Annotated in this window: 15 protein-coding genes; 7 read left to right on the plus strand and 8 right to left on the minus strand. The window is 69.0% G+C overall.

Annotation, left to right across the window (positions count from 1 at the left end; translation table 11 throughout):
• The first annotated feature begins 114 nt into the window (after nucleotides 1–114).
• Complete coding sequence (locus tag G6N51_RS05860) at nucleotides 115–459, plus strand: aminopeptidase (protein WP_083172836.1); 345 nt, start codon at nucleotides 115–117, stop codon at nucleotides 457–459.
• Between the two features lie 27 nt (nucleotides 460–486).
• Here G6N51_RS05860 and G6N51_RS05865 read toward each other — a convergent pair whose 3' ends face one another.
• Nucleotides 487–2,262 carry an SDR family oxidoreductase gene (locus G6N51_RS05865; RefSeq protein ID WP_083172835.1) on the minus strand — a complete coding sequence of 592 codons (1,776 nt, stop codon included), beginning with the start codon at nucleotides 2,260–2,262 and terminating at the stop codon, nucleotides 487–489.
• A gap of 191 nt (nucleotides 2,263–2,453) precedes the next feature.
• Between G6N51_RS05865 and sucB the strand changes: the two genes are divergently transcribed.
• The 5 genes from sucB to G6N51_RS05890 all read left to right on the plus strand — a co-directional run bounded on the left by sucB (nucleotide 2,454) and on the right by G6N51_RS05890 (nucleotide 7,748).
• Entirely contained in the window at nucleotides 2,454–4,277 is a 1,824-nt protein-coding gene (gene sucB / locus G6N51_RS05870) for a 2-oxoglutarate dehydrogenase, E2 component, dihydrolipoamide succinyltransferase (protein WP_083172834.1), read from the plus strand.
• 15 nt (nucleotides 4,278–4,292) lie between these two features.
• On the plus strand, nucleotides 4,293–5,204 hold the full coding sequence (locus tag G6N51_RS05875; protein WP_083172833.1) for a TIGR01777 family oxidoreductase: 912 nt from the start codon (nucleotides 4,293–4,295) through the stop codon (nucleotides 5,202–5,204).
• A gap of 115 nt (nucleotides 5,205–5,319) precedes the next feature.
• Nucleotides 5,320–6,018: a lipoyl(octanoyl) transferase LipB gene (gene lipB / locus G6N51_RS05880; RefSeq protein ID WP_083172832.1), complete on the plus strand. Its 699-nt coding sequence runs from the start codon at nucleotides 5,320–5,322 to the stop codon at nucleotides 6,016–6,018.
• Entirely contained in the window at nucleotides 6,015–6,938 is a 924-nt protein-coding gene (gene lipA, locus G6N51_RS05885) for a lipoyl synthase (RefSeq protein ID WP_083172831.1), read from the plus strand. The genes lipB and lipA overlap by 4 nt, the downstream gene beginning before the upstream one ends.
• 57 nt (nucleotides 6,939–6,995) lie before the next feature.
• Entirely contained in the window at nucleotides 6,996–7,748 is a 753-nt protein-coding gene (locus G6N51_RS05890) for a DUF4191 domain-containing protein (RefSeq protein WP_083172830.1), read from the plus strand.
• Nucleotides 7,749–7,971: 223 nt separating this feature from the next.
• Here the strand turns inward: G6N51_RS05890 and G6N51_RS05900 are convergent, their stop codons facing one another.
• Nucleotides 7,972–8,394, minus strand: coding sequence for an RDD family protein (locus tag G6N51_RS05900; protein WP_083172829.1), 423 nt, complete (start codon nucleotides 8,392–8,394; stop codon nucleotides 7,972–7,974).
• A gap of 244 nt (nucleotides 8,395–8,638) precedes the next feature.
• On the opposite strand from G6N51_RS05900, the gene glnA reads away from it, so the two are divergent.
• Nucleotides 8,639–10,075, plus strand: a complete 1,437-nt coding sequence (gene glnA / locus G6N51_RS05905) for a type I glutamate--ammonia ligase (RefSeq protein WP_083172828.1) — start codon at nucleotides 8,639–8,641, stop codon at nucleotides 10,073–10,075.
• A gap of 358 nt (nucleotides 10,076–10,433) precedes the next feature.
• On the opposite strand, the gene G6N51_RS05910 is transcribed toward glnA, so the two are convergent.
• The 6 genes from G6N51_RS05910 to G6N51_RS05935 form a co-directional block, all read right to left on the minus strand.
• Nucleotides 10,434–10,979 (minus strand): GNAT family N-acetyltransferase, encoded by a 546-nt coding sequence (locus tag G6N51_RS05910; protein WP_083172827.1) that lies wholly within the window; start codon nucleotides 10,977–10,979, stop codon nucleotides 10,434–10,436.
• A gap of 265 nt (nucleotides 10,980–11,244) precedes the next feature.
• Nucleotides 11,245–13,413 (minus strand): acyltransferase family protein, encoded by a 2,169-nt coding sequence (locus G6N51_RS05915; RefSeq protein ID WP_083172860.1) that lies wholly within the window; start codon nucleotides 13,411–13,413, stop codon nucleotides 11,245–11,247.
• A gap of 11 nt (nucleotides 13,414–13,424) precedes the next feature.
• Nucleotides 13,425–13,739: a hypothetical protein gene (locus G6N51_RS05920; protein ID WP_142275027.1), complete on the minus strand. Its 315-nt coding sequence runs from the start codon at nucleotides 13,737–13,739 to the stop codon at nucleotides 13,425–13,427.
• A gap of 246 nt (nucleotides 13,740–13,985) precedes the next feature.
• Nucleotides 13,986–14,846, minus strand: a complete 861-nt coding sequence (locus tag G6N51_RS05925) for a TIGR03619 family F420-dependent LLM class oxidoreductase (protein ID WP_083172825.1) — start codon at nucleotides 14,844–14,846, stop codon at nucleotides 13,986–13,988.
• Nucleotides 14,843–15,487 carry a PaaI family thioesterase gene (locus G6N51_RS05930; RefSeq protein ID WP_163750660.1) on the minus strand — a complete coding sequence of 215 codons (645 nt, stop codon included), beginning with the start codon at nucleotides 15,485–15,487 and terminating at the stop codon, nucleotides 14,843–14,845. Before G6N51_RS05930 ends, G6N51_RS05925 begins: the two co-directional genes overlap by 4 nt.
• Entirely contained in the window at nucleotides 15,484–18,480 is a 2,997-nt protein-coding gene (locus G6N51_RS05935; RefSeq protein ID WP_083172823.1) for a bifunctional [glutamine synthetase] adenylyltransferase/[glutamine synthetase]-adenylyl-L-tyrosine phosphorylase, read from the minus strand. Before G6N51_RS05935 ends, G6N51_RS05930 begins: the two co-directional genes overlap by 4 nt.
• Between the last annotated feature and the right edge of the window lie 35 nt (nucleotides 18,481–18,515).

Consider the following 18,515-nt stretch of genomic DNA (forward strand, 5'->3'; position numbering starts at 1 on the left):
CGCGGCGGGATACCCAGGAATCGGGCGCGATATCCGGCCAACTTCGCGTTTACCGGCCTCCCCCAGCGGCTAATCTCCCTCCGATCGAAAACCAGTACGAAGAAAGGCGAGATCGTGACGGTGCGACGGTTGATCCTCGGAGTGGGGGCCGTACTTTTACTGGCCGGCGTGATCGGCCTCCTGGCGCCGGTGTCGATTTCCGACGGCAACGGCCATTCGATCGGCTGCGGGAACGCCGTCGCCACGGACCTGTCCGCGGCCAGAAGCGCGAACAACAACAGCGTGGCGAACATCCCGATCCTCAACCAGGTCGTTCCGCACACCGATTACGTGGCGCAGTGCCAGTCGTCGGTGGGCAGCCGACGAACGTGGTCCATTCCGCTGGCGGTCATCGGGCTCATCGCCATCGGCGGGACACTGCTGACGGGCCGCCAGGGCGCGGCGCGGGCCGGCACCTGAGCCGGAGGGGGGCGCCGCCAGCTCGCGTCAGATGACCCGCATCCGAGCGAAGTTCCGCAAGCCCTGGGGCGCCAGACGCGAAACGCCGTACAGCGCATAGGCTTCCGGCGCCACCGGGCGAATCGGCTTCTTCTTCTGCACCGACGACAGGATGGCGTTGGCGACCTTGTCGGGCCCGTAGTGGCGCAGCGCGAACATCTTGCCCAGCTGGCCGCGCCGCCCGTCGACCTGTTGGCCCTTGCCGGCGGGCGCGTCGAACCGGGTGGTGTTGATGATGTTGGTGTTGATGACGCCCGGACAGATCGTGGTGAGCCCCACCCCGGCGGCGTCGAGTTCGGCGCGCAGGCAGTCGGAGAACATGTAGGTCGCCGCCTTCGACGTGCAGTAGGCGTTCAGCGATTGCAGCGGGGCGTAGGCGGCCATCGACGACACGTTGACGATGTAGCCGCCGGTGCCCCGTTCGACCAGGCGGCGCGCGAACGACCGGCACCCGTTGACCACGCCGCCCAGGTTGACGTCGAGCACCCGGTCGAACTGTTCGGCCGGGGTGTCCAGGAAGCCACCCGCCTGTCCGATGCCGGCGTTGTTGACCACGATGTCGGGCACGCCGTGTTCGGCGCTGACCCGCTCGGCGAACGCCTCCACCGCATGGGCGTCGGACACGTCCAGCACGTAGGCGTGGGCGACGCCACCGCGGGTGGCGATCTCGGCGGCGGTCGCCTTGACGGCCGCTTCGTCGATGTCGCTGACGACCAGCTCGGCGCCCTCGCGCGCGAACGCGAACGCCGTCTCGCGGCCGATTCCACTGCCGGCGCCGGTGACCGAGACCAGGGTGTCGCCGAAGGACTTGCGCGCACGCCCGACCTGCGCGCGCAGCAGCGCGCGGCTGGGCGGCTTGCCCTCGGCCAGATCGGCGAAGTCGTGCACGGCCGCGGCCATCACCTGCGGGTGGGACATCGGCGAGAAGTGACCGGCCTTGATGTCGCGCCGCCACAGCCGCGGCACGAAGCGCGGCGTGTGGTCGTAGCCGTACGGCCGCACGTACTTGTCCTTGGTGTTGACGATCAACTGCACCGGCACGTCGACGACGTGGATGCCCCGCCCGCGGCCGGAGAACGAACGAAAGTAGTTGGCGGGGTAGGTTCTCACCGAACGGGCGGCATCGCGGGCCAGCTGCGGCGAGTGGTGGATCTGCTCGGCCGGGATGTTGTCCACCGCGTTGCGCCGAAGCGCCGGGATCGACAGCGTCAGCCGGAGAACCAGCGGAGCGAGCACCGGTATCGAGAAGAAGATCATGTAGGTCAGCCGCAGCGCCTGGCTGATCGCCCGCGCGAAGGTGCGGGGGCGCCAGGGTGTGCGCAGACCGCTGAAGATGTAGTCGACCAGTTGGTCCTGGCTCGGGCCGGACACCGACGTGAACGTGGCGATCCGGTCACCGGCGCCGGGCCGCTTCAGGTAGTGCCACACGCCCACCGAGCCCCAGTCGTGGGCGAGCACGTGCACGGGGCGGCCGGGGCTGAGCTCGCCGGTCACCGCGGCGAAGTCGTCGGCAAACCGGTCCATGGTGTACGCCGACACCGGCTTGGGCACCGATGACTCACCGACGCCACGGTTGTCGTAGCGAAGGATGCGGAACCGGTCGGCCAGCAGCGGCACGACGCCGTCCCACAGCACGTGCGAGTCGGGGAAGCCGTGCACCAGCACGACGGTGGGGCCGTCGGGGTTGCCCTCTTCGAAGACCGCGATTCGCGCGCCGTCGGCGCTCTCGACGAGATGCTGGGCTAGCTGTTGTGTTCCCGGCATCGGACCTCCCCGCTTCGACTGCAGTGGCCACACCGTAGCAAGGGGATTCTGCCCGCCCCGGCAACCGCGCGGTCCGCCCTGGATGTGTGCCGGCGCGGACGCAGTGACAGGATAGTTTTGGATAGTTACTTCGAACGGCTAGCCAGATGTTCGACCCGCCCCGACCCACGAGCGATCGAGGAGTCAAAACGATGGCCATCTCCGTCCAGATGCCTGCACTCGGTGAGAGCGTCACCGAGGGGACGGTCACCCGCTGGCTCAAGCAGGAGGGCGACACGGTCGAACTCGACGAACCCCTCGTCGAGGTGTCCACCGACAAGGTCGACACCGAAATCCCGTCGCCCGCGGCGGGCGTGCTGACCAAGATCGTCGCCCAGGAGGACGACACCGTCGAGGTGGGCGGCGAACTGGCCGTCATCGGCGACTCGTCCGAGGGCGGCGAATCGTCCGAGGGCGGCGGCTCGGACGCGGCCGCGCAGGCGCCCAGCCAGCCGGAGCCGCAGGCTGAATCCGCCCCGCCGGCCCAGCAGGAGCCCGAGCCCGAAGCGCCGGCCCCGGCCCAGCCGGAGCCCGAACCCGAGCCCGCCCCGCAGAGTTCCGGTGGCGGCGACGCGACGCCGGTGTTGATGCCCGAGCTCGGCGAGTCCGTCGCCGAGGGCACGGTGACCCGCTGGCTGAAGAAGGTGGGCGACCCGGTCCAGGTCGACGACGCGCTGGTGGAGGTGTCGACCGACAAGGTGGACACCGAGATCCCGTCACCGGTGGCCGGCGTCCTGATCAGCATCACCGCCGAGGAGGACGCCACCGTGCCCGTCGGCGGCGAGCTGGCGCGGATCGGCACCGGTTCCGAGGCCCCGTCCGCTCCCACGCCCGCGCCCGCCCCCAAACCGGAATCCAAGCCCGAGCCGGCACCCGAACCGCCCAAGGCCGAGGCCAAGCCCGAGCCCCAGCCGCAACGCCAGCCCGAGCCGGCCCCGAAAGCCCAACCGGCGCAAGCGCAGCCGGCCGCGCAAGCACCCAGCGACTCGGGACCGAACGGGGCGCCGTACGTGACGCCGCTGGTGCGCAAACTGGCCACCGAGAACGGTGTCGACCTGACCGCGATCACCGGCACCGGTGTCGGCGGCCGCATCCGCAAGCAGGACGTGCTCGCCGCGGCGGAGGAGAAGCAACGCCAGAAGCAGCAGGCCCAGAAAGCGCCCGCGTCGCCGCAGGCACCCCCCGCCGCGCCGGCGGCGGACGGCAAGGCGGCCCCGGCCGCGGCGCCGACCCCGGCGCCCGCGCTGGCGCACCTGCGCGGCACCACGCAGAAGGCCAGCCGGATCCGCCAGCTCACCGCGAACAAGACGCGGGAATCCCTGCAGGCGACCGCCCAGCTCACCCAGACGCACGAGGTCGACATGACCAGGATCGTCGGGTTGCGGGCCAGGGCGAAGTCCGCGTTCGCCGAGCGCGAAGGCGTGAACCTGACCTTTCTGCCGTTCATCGCCAGGGCGGTGATCGACGCGCTGAAGATCCACCCCAACATCAACGCCAGCTACGACGAGCAGACCAAGGAGATCACCTACTACGACGCCGAACATCTCGGCTTCGCCGTGGACACCGAGCAGGGTCTGCTCTCCCCCGTCATCCACAACGCCGGCGACCTGTCGCTGGCCGGACTGGCCCGGGCGATCGCCGACATCGCCGCGCGCGCCCGCTCGGGCGACCTCAAGCCCGACGAGCTGTCCGGTGGCACCTTCACCATCACCAACATCGGCAGCCAGGGCGCTTTGTTCGACACCCCCATCCTGGTTCCGCCGCAGGCCGCCATGCTGGGCACCGGGGCGATCGTCAAGCGGCCCCGGGTGATCGTCGACGAATTCGGCAACGAATCCATCGGCGTCCGCTCGATCTGCTACCTCCCGCTGACCTATGACCATCGGCTCATCGACGGCGCCGATGCCGGACGGTTCCTCACCACGATCAAGCACCGGCTGGAAGAGGGAGCGTTCGAGGCCGACTTGGGTCTTTAGGGGGGCTGCCGAACCGTGGCCAAGCCCGTCATCGCCATAGCGGGTTCGTCCGGGCTGATCGGATCCGCCCTGACGGCGGCGCTGCGTGCGGCCGATCACCGGGTGCTGCGCATCGTGCGCCGGGCACCGTCGAATTCCGACGAGTTGCACTGGAACCCCGAGAGGGGCGAACTCGACGTCGACGCGATCAGCGACGTCGACGTCGTCGTCAACCTCTGCGGCGTCAACGTCGGCCAGCGGCGCTGGTCGGGCGCCTTCAAGCAGGGCCTGCGGGACAGCCGCATCGCTCCCACCGAAGTCCTGGCGCACGCCGTCGCCGAGGCCGGGGTGCCGACCCTGGTCAATGCCAGCGCGGTGGGATACTACGGGAACACCAAAGACCGCGTGGTCGACGAAAACGACCGGGCGGGAAAGGGTTTCCTGGCCCAGTTGTGCGAAGACTGGGAGGCCGCCACGCTGCCGGCGCAGTACGGGGGTGCCCGTGTGGTGCTGGCCCGCACCGGGCTGGTGATCGCCCCGGCGGGCGGTCTGCTGGGGCGGTTGCGGCCGTTGTTCCGGACCGGCCTCGGGGCCCGGCTGGGCAGCGGCCGTCAATACATGTCCTGGATCACGCTCGAAGACGAGGTGCGAGCGCTGCTGTTCGCCATCTCCGACCCCGCGTTGTCCGGCCCGGTGAACATGACCGGGCCCGCCCCGGTCACCAACGCCGAATTCACCACCGCGTTCGGTCGGGCGGTGAACCGTCCGACCCCGTTGATGCTGCCGGGCTTCGCGGTGCGGGCCGCGCTCGGCGAGTTCGCCGACGAGGGCGTGCTCATCGGCCAGCGCGCCATCCCGTCGGCGCTGGAGCGGGCCGGTTTTCAGTTCCACCACAACACCATTGGCGAGGCGCTGGGCTACGCCACCGCCCGGCGCGAACACGACTAGTGGCGATCGCAAGCGCGGCCGAAGCGGGTCGCCACACTGAGCGGCGCCGATCGCCGCCATCCGGTGTCGCGGGTCCGGCCCGCGGCACGATCGCCCGGCGAGTACCGTCGCGAACGTGATCGATTCCATCCGGTCCAGCCGGGCCGCGATCGACGTCCGCCAGCTCGGAACCGTCGAATACCGCGCCGCCTGGCAGCTGCAGCGCGAGCTGGCCGACGCCAGGATCGCCGGTGGCGGCGACACCCTCCTGCTGCTGGAGCACCCTCCCGTCTACACCGCGGGACGGCGCACCGAGCCGCACGAGCGGCCGGTGAACGGCACCCCCGTCGTCGACACCGACCGCGGCGGCAAGATCACCTGGCACGGCCCGGGTCAACTGGTCGGCTACCCGATCATCGGCCTGGGCGAACCGCTCGACGTGGTCAATTACGTTCGGCGCCTGGAGGAGGCGCTGATCAAGGTGTGCGGCGACCTGGGCCTGGAAACGTGCCGGGTGCACGGCCGGTCCGGGGTGTGGGTGGCGGGCGGTGCCGGCCGGCCCGACCGCAAGGTAGCCGCCATCGGAGTCCGGGTCTCGCGCGCGACCACCCTGCACGGGTTCGCACTCAACTGTGACTGCGATCTCGACGCGTTCACCACGATCGTGCCGTGCGGCATCACCGACGCCGGCGTGACCTCGTTGTCGGCCGAGCTGCGCCGCCCGGTACTCGTCGACGAGGTCCGCGCGGCGGTCGCCGCCGCCGTCTGCGACGCCCTTGACGGCGCCCTGCCGGTCCGGGAACACCCCGGCACGCGCGTAGCATCAGCCATGTGACTGTCGCACCCGAAGGCCGCAAACTCCTGCGGCTCGAGGTGCGCAACGCGCAAACCCCGATCGAGCGCAAGCCGCCGTGGATCAGGGTCCGGGCCCGGATGGGGCCCGAATACACCCAGTTGAAGGGCTTGGTCCGCCGCGAGGGCCTGCACACGGTCTGCGAAGAGGCCGGCTGCCCCAACATCTTCGAGTGCTGGGAGGACCGGGAAGCCACCTTTCTGATCGGTGGTGACCAGTGCACCCGGCGCTGCGACTTCTGCCAGATCGACACCGGAAAGCCCGCCGCGCTGGACCGCGACGAGCCGAGACGCGTCGCCGACAGCGTGCGGACCATGGGACTGCGCTACGCCACCATCACCGGGGTGGCCCGCGATGACCTGCCCGACGGCGGGGCCTGGCTCTACGCCGAGACCGTGCGCGCGATCAAGGAGCTCAACCCGTCGACCGGCGTCGAGCTCTTGATCCCGGACTTCAACGGCGAGCCGGCGCGGCTTGCCGAGGTGTTCGAGTCGCGCCCGGAAGTATTGGCGCACAACGTCGAAACCGTGCCCCGCATCTTCAAACGGATTCGGCCCGCCTTCACCTATCAGCGCAGCCTGGACGTCATCACGGCGGCGCGCGACGCCGGCTTGGTCACCAAGAGCAACCTCATCCTCGGGCTCGGCGAAACCCCCGACGAGGTGCGCACCGCGCTGGCCGACCTGCGGAGCGCCGGCTGCGACATCGTGACCATCACCCAATACCTGCGGCCGTCGGCGCGTCACCACCCGGTCGAACGTTGGGTGCGACCCGAGGAGTTCGTCGAGTTCGCCCGGCACGCCGAGGGGCTGGGGTTCGCCGGGGTGCTGGCCGGGCCGCTGGTGCGGTCGTCGTATCGGGCGGGCCGGCTCTACGAGCAAGCCGCGCGCACCCGCGCCTGAAGACCCCGCGGCGCCGTGGGCGCGGTTGTCCGCGGCGCCGGTACGTATTCTTTGACTATGGCTAAACCCCGCACCGCCGCTCAGAGCAAGGCCGCCCGGGCGCAGGCGCAGGCCGCGCGCAAGGCCGCCGCCAAGGAGCGGCGCGCCCAGTTGTGGCAGGCGTTCAACCTGCAACGCCAGGAGGACAAGCGCCTGTTGCCCTACATGATCGGCGCCTTCGTGCTGATCGTGGGCATTTCGGTGGCGGTCGGCGTCTGGGCGGGCGGGCTGACGATGATCACGCTGATCCCGTTCGGCGTGCTGCTCGGCGGGCTGGTCACCTTCATCATCTTCGGCCGCCGCGCCCAGAAGAGCGTCTACAGCAAGGCCGAGGGCCAAACCGGCGCGGCCGCATGGGCTTTGGACAACCTGCGCGGCAAGTGGCGGGTGACGCCCGGGGTGGCGGCGACAGGCCACCTCGACGCGGTGCACCGGGTCGTCGGCCGCCCCGGCGTCATCTTGGTGGCCGAAGGGTCGTCGGCCCGGGTCCGGCCGCTGCTGGCCCAGGAGAAGAAGCGCACCGCGCGGCTGATCGGCGACGTGCCGATCTACGACCTGGTCGTCGGCAACGGCGACGACGAGGTTCCGCTGGCCAAGCTGGAGCGCCACCTCAACCGCCTACCGGCCAACATCACCGCCAAACAGATGGACACGCTGGAGTCCCGGCTGGCCGCGCTGGGGACGCGGGCCGGCGCCGCGGTCCTACCCAAGGGGCCGCTGCCCAACGCCGGCAAGATGCGCGGCGTGCAGCGCACCGTGCGCCGCAAGTAGCCGCGGCGAGCGCAAGCGCGGCGCAGCCGGGCGCCGCGGGTCGCCGCCATCCAACTCCGCGGCGATCGCAAGCGCGGCGCAGCCGGGCGCCGCGGGTCGCCGCCATCCAACTCCGCGGCGATCGCAAGCGCGGCGCAGCCGGGCGCCGCGGGTCGCCGCCATCCAACTCCGCGGTGATCGCAAGCGCGGCGCAGCCGGGCGCCGCGGGTCGCCGCCGTCGGGTTCAGCGGCGCACGACCGCCGTTGCGGTCAGCCGATCCTGCAGGCCGCGACCGTCCCAGTCGGTGAACAACGCGGGGACGACGGTGCCGACGAGCACGCCCCGCACCCCCGCGCGGACGATGCCGACCGACGGCCTCCCGTCGACCGTCACGACGTGCAGACCCAGCACCAGCTGCCCCGGCGTGAAGCTGAACAGCCGGACCGAGACCACGCCGAGCACGAACCAGATTGCCAGCACCGCCGTCGCCAGCGTGTGTTCGGAGAAGACGCCGAAGCGCAGGCCCAGCGCCGCCAGGCCGTAGGAGATCAGCCAGTCGATCATGAGCGCGCCCAGCCGGCGTCCCATCGGGGCCAGGGATCCCGGTCCGCTCGCCGGCAGGCCCAGCCTCTCGCCGGGGAACGCGGATCGCGGTTCCGGCGTCATCGGCCCAGACCGGCGTTCGGCTTCCCCGCGTGCACGGCCTGTAGTCGAGAGTGAGCGCTGCGCTCGCGCGCCCGACCAGATACGATCTTGCGATCCATGGCCCCACAATAGAACCCGCCGCCGACCCCACCTGTTTGGTGGATGACACTGGTCGCGTAACCTGCGCGCAACACGGGGTTGACTGGCGGGCAACATCTGCTCCATAGCGTCAGGCCGCGGATCTCACCAGTAAAGGAGCATTTCTGTGACGGAAACGACGCCCGACGACGTCTTCAAACTCGTCAAGGACGAGAACGTCGAGTTTGTCGACGTCCGGTTCTGTGATTTGCCAGGCATCATGCAGCACTTCACGATTCCGGTTTCGTTTTTCGATGAGAGCGTCTTCGAGGACGGCTTGGCCTTCGACGGCTCCTCGATTCGCGGATTCCAGTCCATCCACGAATCCGACATGCTGCTCCTGCCCGACCCCGCGACGGCGCAGATCGACCTGTTCACCGAATACAAGACACTGAACCTGAACTTCTTCGTGCACGACCCGTTCACGCTCGAGCCGTACTCGCGCGACCCGCGCAACATCGCCCGCAAGGCGGAGAACTACCTGATCAGCACCGGCGTCGCGGACACCGCCTACTTCGGCGCTGAGGCGGAGTTCTACATCTTCGACTCGGTGAGCTTCGACTCGCGCACCAACGGCTCCTTCTACGAGGTGGACGCGATCTCGGGCTGGTGGAACACCGGCGAGCCCACCGAGAACGACGGCACCCCCAACCGTGGCTACAAGGTCCGGCCCAAGGGTGGCTACTTCCCGGTCGCTCCCGTCGACCACTACGTCGACCTGCGCGCCACGATGCTGTCGAACCTCATCAAGGCCGGCTTCAGCCTGGAGAAGGGCCACCACGAGGTGGGCAGCGGCGGGCAGGCCGAGATCAACTACAAGTTCAACACCCTCCTGCACGCCGCCGACGACATGCAGCTGTACAAGTACATCGTCAAGAACACCGCCTGGCAGAACGGCAAGACCGTCACCTTCATGCCCAAGCCACTGTTCGGCGACAACGGGTCCGGCATGCACACCCACCAGTCGCTGTGGAAGGACGGCAGCCCGTTGATGTACGACGAGACCGGCTACGCCGGCCTGTCGGACACCGCCCGCCACTACATCGGCGGCCTGCTGCACCACGCCCCGTCGCTGCTGGCCTTCACCAACCCGACCGTCAACTCCTACAAGCGACTGGTCCCGGGTTACGAGGCGCCGATCAACCTGGTCTACAGCCAGCGTAACCGCTCGGCGTGTGTGCGGATCCCGATCACCGGCAGCAACCCGAAGGCCAAGCGCCTCGAGTTCCGTTGCCCCGACTCGTCGGGCAACCCCTACCTGGCGTTCTCGGCGATGCTGATGGCGGGGCTGGACGGCATCAAGAACAAGATCGAGCCGCAGGCCCCGGTGGACAAGGACCTGTACGAGTTGCCGCCGGAGGAGGCCGCCAACATCCCGCAGGCGCCCACCCAGCTGTCCGCGGTGATCGACCGGCTGGAAGAGGACCACGAATACCTCACTGAGGGCGGCGTTTTCACGCCCGACCTGATCGAGACGTGGATCAGCTTCAAGCGCGAGAACGAGATCATGCCGGTGCAGATCCGGCCGCACCCGTACGAGTTCGCGCTGTACTACGACGTCTGAGTCGAGGGGCATCCGCTAGACGACGCCACCCGCGCCGCGATCGCATCGCCGATTGCCACGCGGGTGGTTTCGTCTGTGCGGAGCCCCACCGCCCCGTGCGTCCGTCGGCGCCACGGCACGGTGCTCGTCGACGCCGAAAGTTAAGATTGAAACTCTTGCGGCGGCAAGGGATCCGGCGTTAACTTTTCGGCCATGACTATCAGCACCGCACAGGTAATGGTTGGGGGCGGCGGCGGCCGCTTCGGAGGGGGCGGCGGCGGCCGCTTCGGAGGCGGCGGCGGCGCGGGCCGCGTTAGCGGAGGCGGCGGCGGCGCGGGCCGCGTTAGCGGAGGCGGCGGCGGCGCGGGCCGCTAACCGATCACACGATCGGGCCGGGCGGCTCGTCGACCTGTTCGGCTGCGCCGAACAGGTCGAGTTGCATCCACGCGACGTCGTGCCAGCGGCCGTGTTTCCATTCGACGCGCCGATACAGGCCGGCGTCTCGAAACCCGAATGACCGGTGAAACTCCACGCTGGCCTCGTTCGGTTGGGTGATGCCGGCGAAAGCCCTGCGGTAGCCACGCTCGGTGAGCCGGCGTAGCAGTCGCGTGTAGAGCCGGCGACCGGCGCCCGTGCGCCGCTGGTCTGAGTCGACATAGATTCCGGTTTCGGCCGACCACTGGAAACTGGGCAGGCGCACGAGTGCGTGGCCGTAGGCGAAGCCGACGACCCGGCCCGCACGTTCGAGGACGAGCCATTCGTGGGCTTCGCGGGCGGCGGCGATGCGACTGGCCATCTCCCCCACGCTCGGGACTTCGATTTCCCAGCTGATCGTCGTGTCCTCGACATACGGGCGATAGACCGCGAGGCATCCCGCGGCGTCCTCCGCGTACGCCGGACGCACCCGGCCGAGGTTGGCTGGCATGCCCGGCATTCTTCCAGGCTTGCAAGCGGTTTCGTCGGCGCACGCTCCCACCATCCGTCGGTGTCACATAAGCCACGGCGACCGTTTCCGTCGTGTCTTCACGTGGGTTAAGTGTCGCGGGGAAACGACGATCAAGGAACGCGGGCCTCTTGATCCCGCGAGACTGACATTGTGCGGTGGGGTCGCCCGGTGCGGAGTAAACGAGACCCGAAACAACCCCTCACACCAATGGTTCGGCGCGAGTCCCGCCGAAATGCTGCAGATATTAGCCGAGGACGACCGCGCGGTCGGCCAGTGCATCAATTACCGGCGCCAAGAGTTGCGCATACCTGGATGTCAGATGAAACTCGTTGTGGTACACGAGGGTGTTGCCCACGAAGGCCGGGCAGCGATCGGCCGTGCAGAATAGCTCGGTGACGTCGGCGTATTGTCCGCCAGCGGCTTTCGTGGCGGCGCTCTCAGCGGCCATACCAGGTTCGTCAACCGCGGTCGTCCTCGGCGACGAACAGGCCGTCGCGTCATCTAGGTGAACGGACAGGCACTCCGGCACATCTGAATGCAGATCCGGAATTGGCCCTAGCACCAACACATTCGCGCCGGTACCCCGCAACTCTCGCAAAAGGCGGGTAAGGCTGTCATTCCACGCCCGGCCGTAGGGAGGGAAACCCGTGTGTAGATCGTGGCGCAACATGCTAAGCACGACCAGCCGCGGGTGCTCACTCTGTAAGCGACCGAGGGTTCGTCCGCGCCACTGATCGCATTCCGTGTACTTCCGCTGCAGGAGAGCGTTGGTAAAGGGCAGGTCCAACATCGGGCAGGAAGCCTTGCTCAGGGTCTCCAGCCGCCAGTGCCGCTGGACGGCGACCTGCTGGAGCGCGGAGCCCCACATCCCGGCAGTCGAATCGCCGATCAACGCCACCGTGGTCGTCGAGGCAGTGTCGCCCGATGCGCACTCGGGCTGGTCGATCTCTAACAGATTGAGCACGCAACTCTTTGAGTTGGTTCCTGCTTTAACCGCGTCGGCAAGCGATGGGTCGAGGTTCGACGGTAGGGCCTTAAGTTCGGCGGATGCCGCAACCGCGGACTGTACTTGCGCGAACGCATGCTGCACCGCCGCGTCGTACAACTCGGCGTTTCGCCCCGTCGGCAAAGGACCGACGGCGACCGTCAGGGTTGGCGCCGCCGGTCCGCGGCCGACCGGGTCAGGCACCAATACCAGCAGGGCCACACCCACACACACCGCTAGCGCGGTGGTGGCACCGCCGAGAGCCAGACTGCGGGTTGCCGATCGGCGCACCGAAGCGGCATACCGGAAGGGGTTCTCGATGAGGCGCAACGTGAGCACGGCCAAGCCAAGGGAGACGGCAAGCGCTGCCAGGCCATCCACGGGTCCCAGGCCCGAACGGCCCAGCAATGGAGGCGCGAGCAGGAGTACCGGCCAGTGCCAGAGGTACCACGAGTACGACACCCGGCCGACCGCTCGCATGGGCGCCAACGCCAAGAGTCGGCCGCATCCCCAGGCAGGTCCAGCACAGCCCGCGCCTATCACCAGCGCTGTGCCGAGCACGGGCAGCAGCGCGGCTGTCCCCGGGTAAGGAGTGGTTGCACCGATTGTGTTACAGGACAGCAGGATCAGAACCAGACCTGCCCATCCCGCGATCGCGGCCGCGGATACCGGTAATCGGCGCCATTGGTTGGCGCTGAGGGCGACCAGGCCGCCTACTGCCAACTCCCACGCACGGGTGGGCAGCGAGAAGAATGCCACAGAAGGCGCCACATGAGTAGCCACCAGCGACACAGCAAACGACGCCGCACCGACCAGCGCCAAGACCAACAGGTACGGAGCTGACGTGGGCACCGCGCGCACCTCCGCGTGCCGACGGGTCCGCCGGATGAGCCACGCCGTGCCGATAATTATCGCGGGCCATAAGAGGTAAAACTGCTCCTCCACACCAAGAGACCAGTAGTGCTGAAACGGCGACGGCGGCCTGTAGGCGATTTGGTAGTCAACGCCTTGCACAGCGAACCGGTAGTTACCGACATAGAGCGCGCTGGCGATACCGTCACCGATAACGGTCCTGGCCTGCAAGGGGTTCAACAGCACAGCCGAGGCGATCGCGGTAACGACGCCTACCGTGGCCGACGCAGGCAGTAGTCGGCGCGCTCGCGCACCGTAGAACCGACCGAGCCGGATGGTCCCGCCACTGCTCGCCTCGCGCCAGAGCAGCCCAGTGATCAGAAAGCCCGAAATGACGAAGAACACGTCCACGCCGACGAACCCACCACCCAAGCCAGGCATATTGCTATGGAAGAGGACAACGGCCAGCACCGCGACGGCACGTAAACCCTCGATATCTTGTCGGAATCCCGGACGTCGCGGGCGCTGGCCACTCGCCGCGGCGCCGTCACTGAGCGTCTCCGCCCCCGGCTCTATAGGTTTCCCTTTCACGTCAGTGCCTCGAGCGGGCAGAAGTCACCTTCGGGCCGTGGTTCAGGTTCTTCGACCGCGATCCAGCTGCGGCTCGGCGAATCACATGAGATTCCGGGTGCGAACCAATCGCGCATCAGCGACGGCCAGTTGGCGATTGATCGGGAGCAGTTCCCGGAGTGTTTGAAGAACAGCTCGTCGTCGTAGCCCACACAGTGGTTGCGGTGTTCTTGATGGGCATTGGCGTGCGTCGATTTCATTCGATGGCTGGCGGGTTCTGCGCAGCAGCCGGTGGAGGGAGCTTGATCATCGGTGTCATATTTGGACGTCATGCCCACCCTTCTAGTCGTCTCCGTATTGTGCGCCAGGGCTGCGAGGGTCGCTCTATTATTGGGAAGATCGCCACACAGAACGCAGGTCGGGCGTCAATCAGCGGCAGCCGGATCATGGCGGCTGTCAGCACCGCACGCATTCAACCCCGAACCGCGAGACATAAACCACGGCGGCGGTTTCCGGCGTGTCGTCGCCAAGGTTAAGCGCTCGCGTGACGAAAAGCGAAAAAGCGGAAAAGCCGACGATCAGCCGTCGAGCGCCAGGTCCTTGCGGAAGCGCTGCATGCCGTCGATCTTGTCGTCCAGCGAGGCGTCCGGCCCGGCATAGAACATCCACGGCATGGTGATTATCCCGGTGATGCCTGCGTCGGCGGCGCGCCGATAGTCGGCGGTGGTGAAGGCGTCGGTGAGCGGCGTCAGGATCGTGAAATCGTCCATAGACCGCCCGTTTTCGGCGCGCAATTCTCGCAGCCGCTCCACGGCCGCGATGGCGCGTTCGGTCTTGATCAGATCGCCGATCCAGCCGTCGTTGCGGGCCGCGCGGCGCAGCGCGATGTCGCTGAGGCCGCCGACGTACACCGGTATCGGCGGCGGCGTGGGCTCCATTTCCAGTCGAGGCGCGCGGTAGAACGCGCCCTCGAACTCCGTCCAGCCGGGCCGCCACAGCGCCCGCATCAACTCGATGATCTCGTCGGTGCGTTTGCCGCGGGCCTCGAACCGCTCGCCCATCAACGCGAATTCCTCCCGGCACCAGCCGACGCCGATGCCGAGTTCCACCCGGCCAGAGGCCAGAACCGCCGCGGTGCCAATGGCTTTGGCCGCCGAATAGGGGTTGCGCATCGCGGGGATGTAGACGGTGTTGACGAACCGCAGGCGCATGGTGACCTGAGCCAGCGCACCGATGAGGACCCACGGATCGGGCCAGTCGGTGAAGGGCTGCCAGCGGCGTTCCCCGTCCTTGGTGTACGGGTACGGGGTCTCGAGGGTCTCGAGGTTGACGACATGGTCGGGTATGCCGATGCCGTCGTAGCCGAGTTCGTCGGCGGCCTTCGCGAGCTCGAGGATCTCCCGGGTGTTCAGGAACGCGCTGCTGATGTAGAACTTCACTGCGCGTCCCGCGCCCACGCCGGCTCGATGAAGACGCCCTCGGCCTCGACGGTGACCCCGGCAGCATCCGAAATGTTGCCGCGCGCAAACACTTTGCGGCCCTCCTTGCCGTCGACCCACGCCTCACAACGGAGCGGGCCCAGCGGGGTGCCGCGCAGGTACTTCACGGTGATCGTTCCGGTGAACCGCGCCTTGGACAGCCCCTCGCTGGCCGCCTCGCCGAGCATGTGGTCGAGCACCAGGGCGCTGACGCCGCCGTGCACCAGCTTCGGCGGGCCCTCGTACGCTGACCCGAGGACGAACTCACTCCAGCAGCGGCCGCCGCCGTCGTGGTGGACGACGATCGGCGGCGCGATCGGGTTGCACACCCCGATCGCGGCGTTGCCCAGCGGCAACGGGCGGCCGTCGACGCGGTAGCTCACCCCGACCGGGCGCGTCCGTTGCCGCAACGACGCGGTGACCGCCTCGATCGCCGACCGCGCCTGCGCGACGGCGTCGTCGTCGACCTCGGTGCGGATGGTGGCGTCGATCAGCTCGCGCACCGCGTTGGCCAACGGGGCGTAGAGCGCTGTCACTCGATCAGCCTCCGCCGCGTCGAGCACCTCGAATATGGCGTCCAACGCGCCGGCCTCCTGACTCAACTCCCAAACACCTTCCGCACCACGGCTTTAGCCCGCCGTGTCACCCGTAAATAGTTGTCCAAGAACTCCCCGCCGTCGTCGGTCGGCCAGCCCGCCGCCACCGCGACCGCATTGAGCTGGCGTCCCGGCCCCGGCAGCTGATCGGTCGGCTTGCCGCGGACCAGCACCAGCGCGTTGCGAGCCCGGGTGGCGGTCAGCCACGCCTGCCGCAGCAGATCGACCTCCTCGGAGGGCACCAGGCCGGCCGCGGCGATCGCGTCCAGGCACGCCAGCGTCGAGGTGTTGTGCAGGGCGGGAATCTCGTGCGCGTGCCGCAGCTGCATCAGCTGCACGGTCCATTCGATGTCGGCCAGGCCCCCGCGGCCCAGCTTGGTATGCGTGTTGGGGTCGGCGCCGCGCGGCAACCGCTCGGACTCGACGCGGGCCTTGATGCGCCTGATCTCGCGCACCATCTCGGCGGACACCCCGCCGGGGGGATAGCGCGTCTTGTCGGCCGCCAGCAAGAACCGCTCGCCCAGCTCCGCGTCGCCGGCCACCGCGTGCGCGCGCAGCAACGCCTGAATCTCCCACGGCTGCGCCCACTGTTCGTAGTAGGCGGCGTAGGCACCCAGGGTGCGCACCAGCGGGCCCTGGCGGCCCTCGGGCCGCAGGTTGGCGTCGACCTCCAGCGGCGGGTCGACGCTGGGCGTGCCCAGCAGCGTGCGGACCTGCTCGGCGACCATCGTCGACCACCGGATCGCCGCGGGCTCCTCGACACCGGGGGCCGGCTCGCAGACGAACATCACGTCGGCGTCGGACCCGTAGCCCAGCTCGGCGCCGCCGAGCCTGCCCATGCCGATCACCGCGATGGCCGCCGGCGCTTTCCCTTTTTCGGAGCCGTCCTTGGGCAGGTTGGCCCGGATGATCGCCTCCAGCGCGGCCTGCAGCACGGCCACCCATACCGAGGTAAGGCCGCGACACACGTCGGTCACCTCGAGGAAGCCCAGCAGGTCGGCCGAGCCGATGCGGGCCAGCTCACGGCGGCGCAGGGTGCGGGCCGCGGCGATGGCGCGCACCGCGTCGGGGTGGCGGCCCGCCGACGCGATCAGCGCCCGGGCCACCGCGGCGGGGTCCGTCTCGAGCAGTTTGGGCCCGGTCGGGCCGTCGCCGTAGTCCTGGATCACGCGGGGCGCGCGCATCAGCAGGTCCGGCACGTACGCGGAGGTGCCCAGCACGTGCATGAGCCGCCTGGCAACCGCCGGCTTGTCGCGCAGCGTGGACAGGTACCAGTTCTCCCCGGCCAGGGCCTCGCTGAGGCGGCGGTAGGCCAACAGCCCGCCGTCGGGGTCGGGGGTGTACGACATCCAGTTCAGCAGCCTGGGCAGCAGCACCGACTGCACGCGACCACGCCGGCCGCTCTGGTTGACCAGCGCCGACATGTGTTTCAACGCGGTCTGCGGCCCCTCGTAGCCGAGCGCGGCGAGCTGCCGTTCGGCGGCTTCCGAGGTCATGCCGTGCCGAATCTCCAACCCGGCCGGGCCGATCGACTCCAGCAGCGGCTGGTAGAAGAGCTTGGCGTGCAGCTGGGAGACCCGCAGGTTCTGGTGGCGCAGCTCCTCGCGGAGCACGCCGGCGGCGTCGTGCCGCCCGTCGGGCCGGATGTGCGCGGCGCGCGCCAGCCAGCGCACGGCCTCCTCATCCTCGACCTCGGGCAACAGGTGGGTGCGCTTGAGCCGCTGCAGCTGTAGGCGGTGTTCGAGCAGTCGGAGGAATTCGTAGGAGGCCGTCAGGTTCGCCGCGTCCTCGCGTCCGATGTAGCCGCCCTGCCCCAACGCGTCCAGCGCGTCCACCGTGGACGCCACATGCAGCGACTCGTCGCCGCGGCCGTGCACCAGCTGCAGCAGCTGGACCGCGAACTCCACGTCGCGCAGCCCTCCGCTGCCCAGCTTGATCTCGCGGCCGCGCACGTCGGCCGGCACCAGCTGCTCCACCCGGCGGCGCATGGCCTGCACCTCGACGACGAAATCCTCACGCTCGCAGGCGACCCACACCATCGGCATCAATGCGTTCAGGTAACGCTCGGCGAGCTCCGTGTCACCCACGGCGGCGCGGGCTTTCAGCAGCGCCTGGAACTCCCAGGTCTTGGCCCAGCGCTGGTAGTAGGCGATGTGCGATTCGACGGTGCGGACCAGCTCACCGCTGCGGCCCTCCGGCCGCAGCCCGGCGTCGACCTGGAAGAAGGCCGACGAGGCCACCCGCATCATCTCGCCGGCGAGCCGGGTGGTGAGCGGGTCGGCGCGCTCGCCGACGAAGATGACGTCGACGTCGCTGACGTAGTTCAGTTCGCGGGCACCGCATTTGCCCATCGCGATGACCGCGAGCCGTGGCGGCGTGCGGTCGCCGCACACGCTCAGTTCGGCCACCCGCAGCGCGGCCGCCAGCGCGGCGTCCGCCAAGTCCGACAGCTGCTCGCCCACCGCGGTGAACGGCAGCACCGGCTCGTCCTCCACCGTCGCCGCCAGATCGAGCGCGGCCAAGACCAGCAGCTGGTCGCGGTACAGGATTTGCAGGCGCGGCACCACCGCACCGGGATCGGCCGATGCCTCCTCGACACACGCGATGAACGCCGCGCCCAACTCTTCGTGCGTAGGGAGTCTGGCCGTGCCCCGCAACAGTTTCCACGACTGCGGGTGGACGGCCAGGTGATCGCCGAGGGCCAGCGACGAGCCGAGCACGGCGAACAGCCGCCCGCGCAACGGGCGTTCGGTCAGCAGCGCGGCGTTCAGCTCGTCCCAGTCGGTGTCGGGGTTCTCGGCCAGCCGGATCAGCGCGCGCAGGGCGGCGTCGGGGTCGGGCGCGCGCGACAACGACCACAGCAGGTCGACGTGCGCCTGGTCGTCGTGGTCGTACCAACCCAGCTGCGCCAGGCGATCGCCCGCCGGCGGATCGACCAGGCCGAGCCGGCCCAGGCTGGGCAGGCGGGGGCGCTGGGTCGCGGGTTTGGTCACGATCACGACGGTATCGCAACCCGCCCGATCGGCAGGGGCAA

Source organism: Mycobacterium paraseoulense (genome assembly GCF_010731655.1).
Classification (GTDB): Bacteria; Actinomycetota; Actinomycetes; order Mycobacteriales; family Mycobacteriaceae; genus Mycobacterium; species Mycobacterium paraseoulense.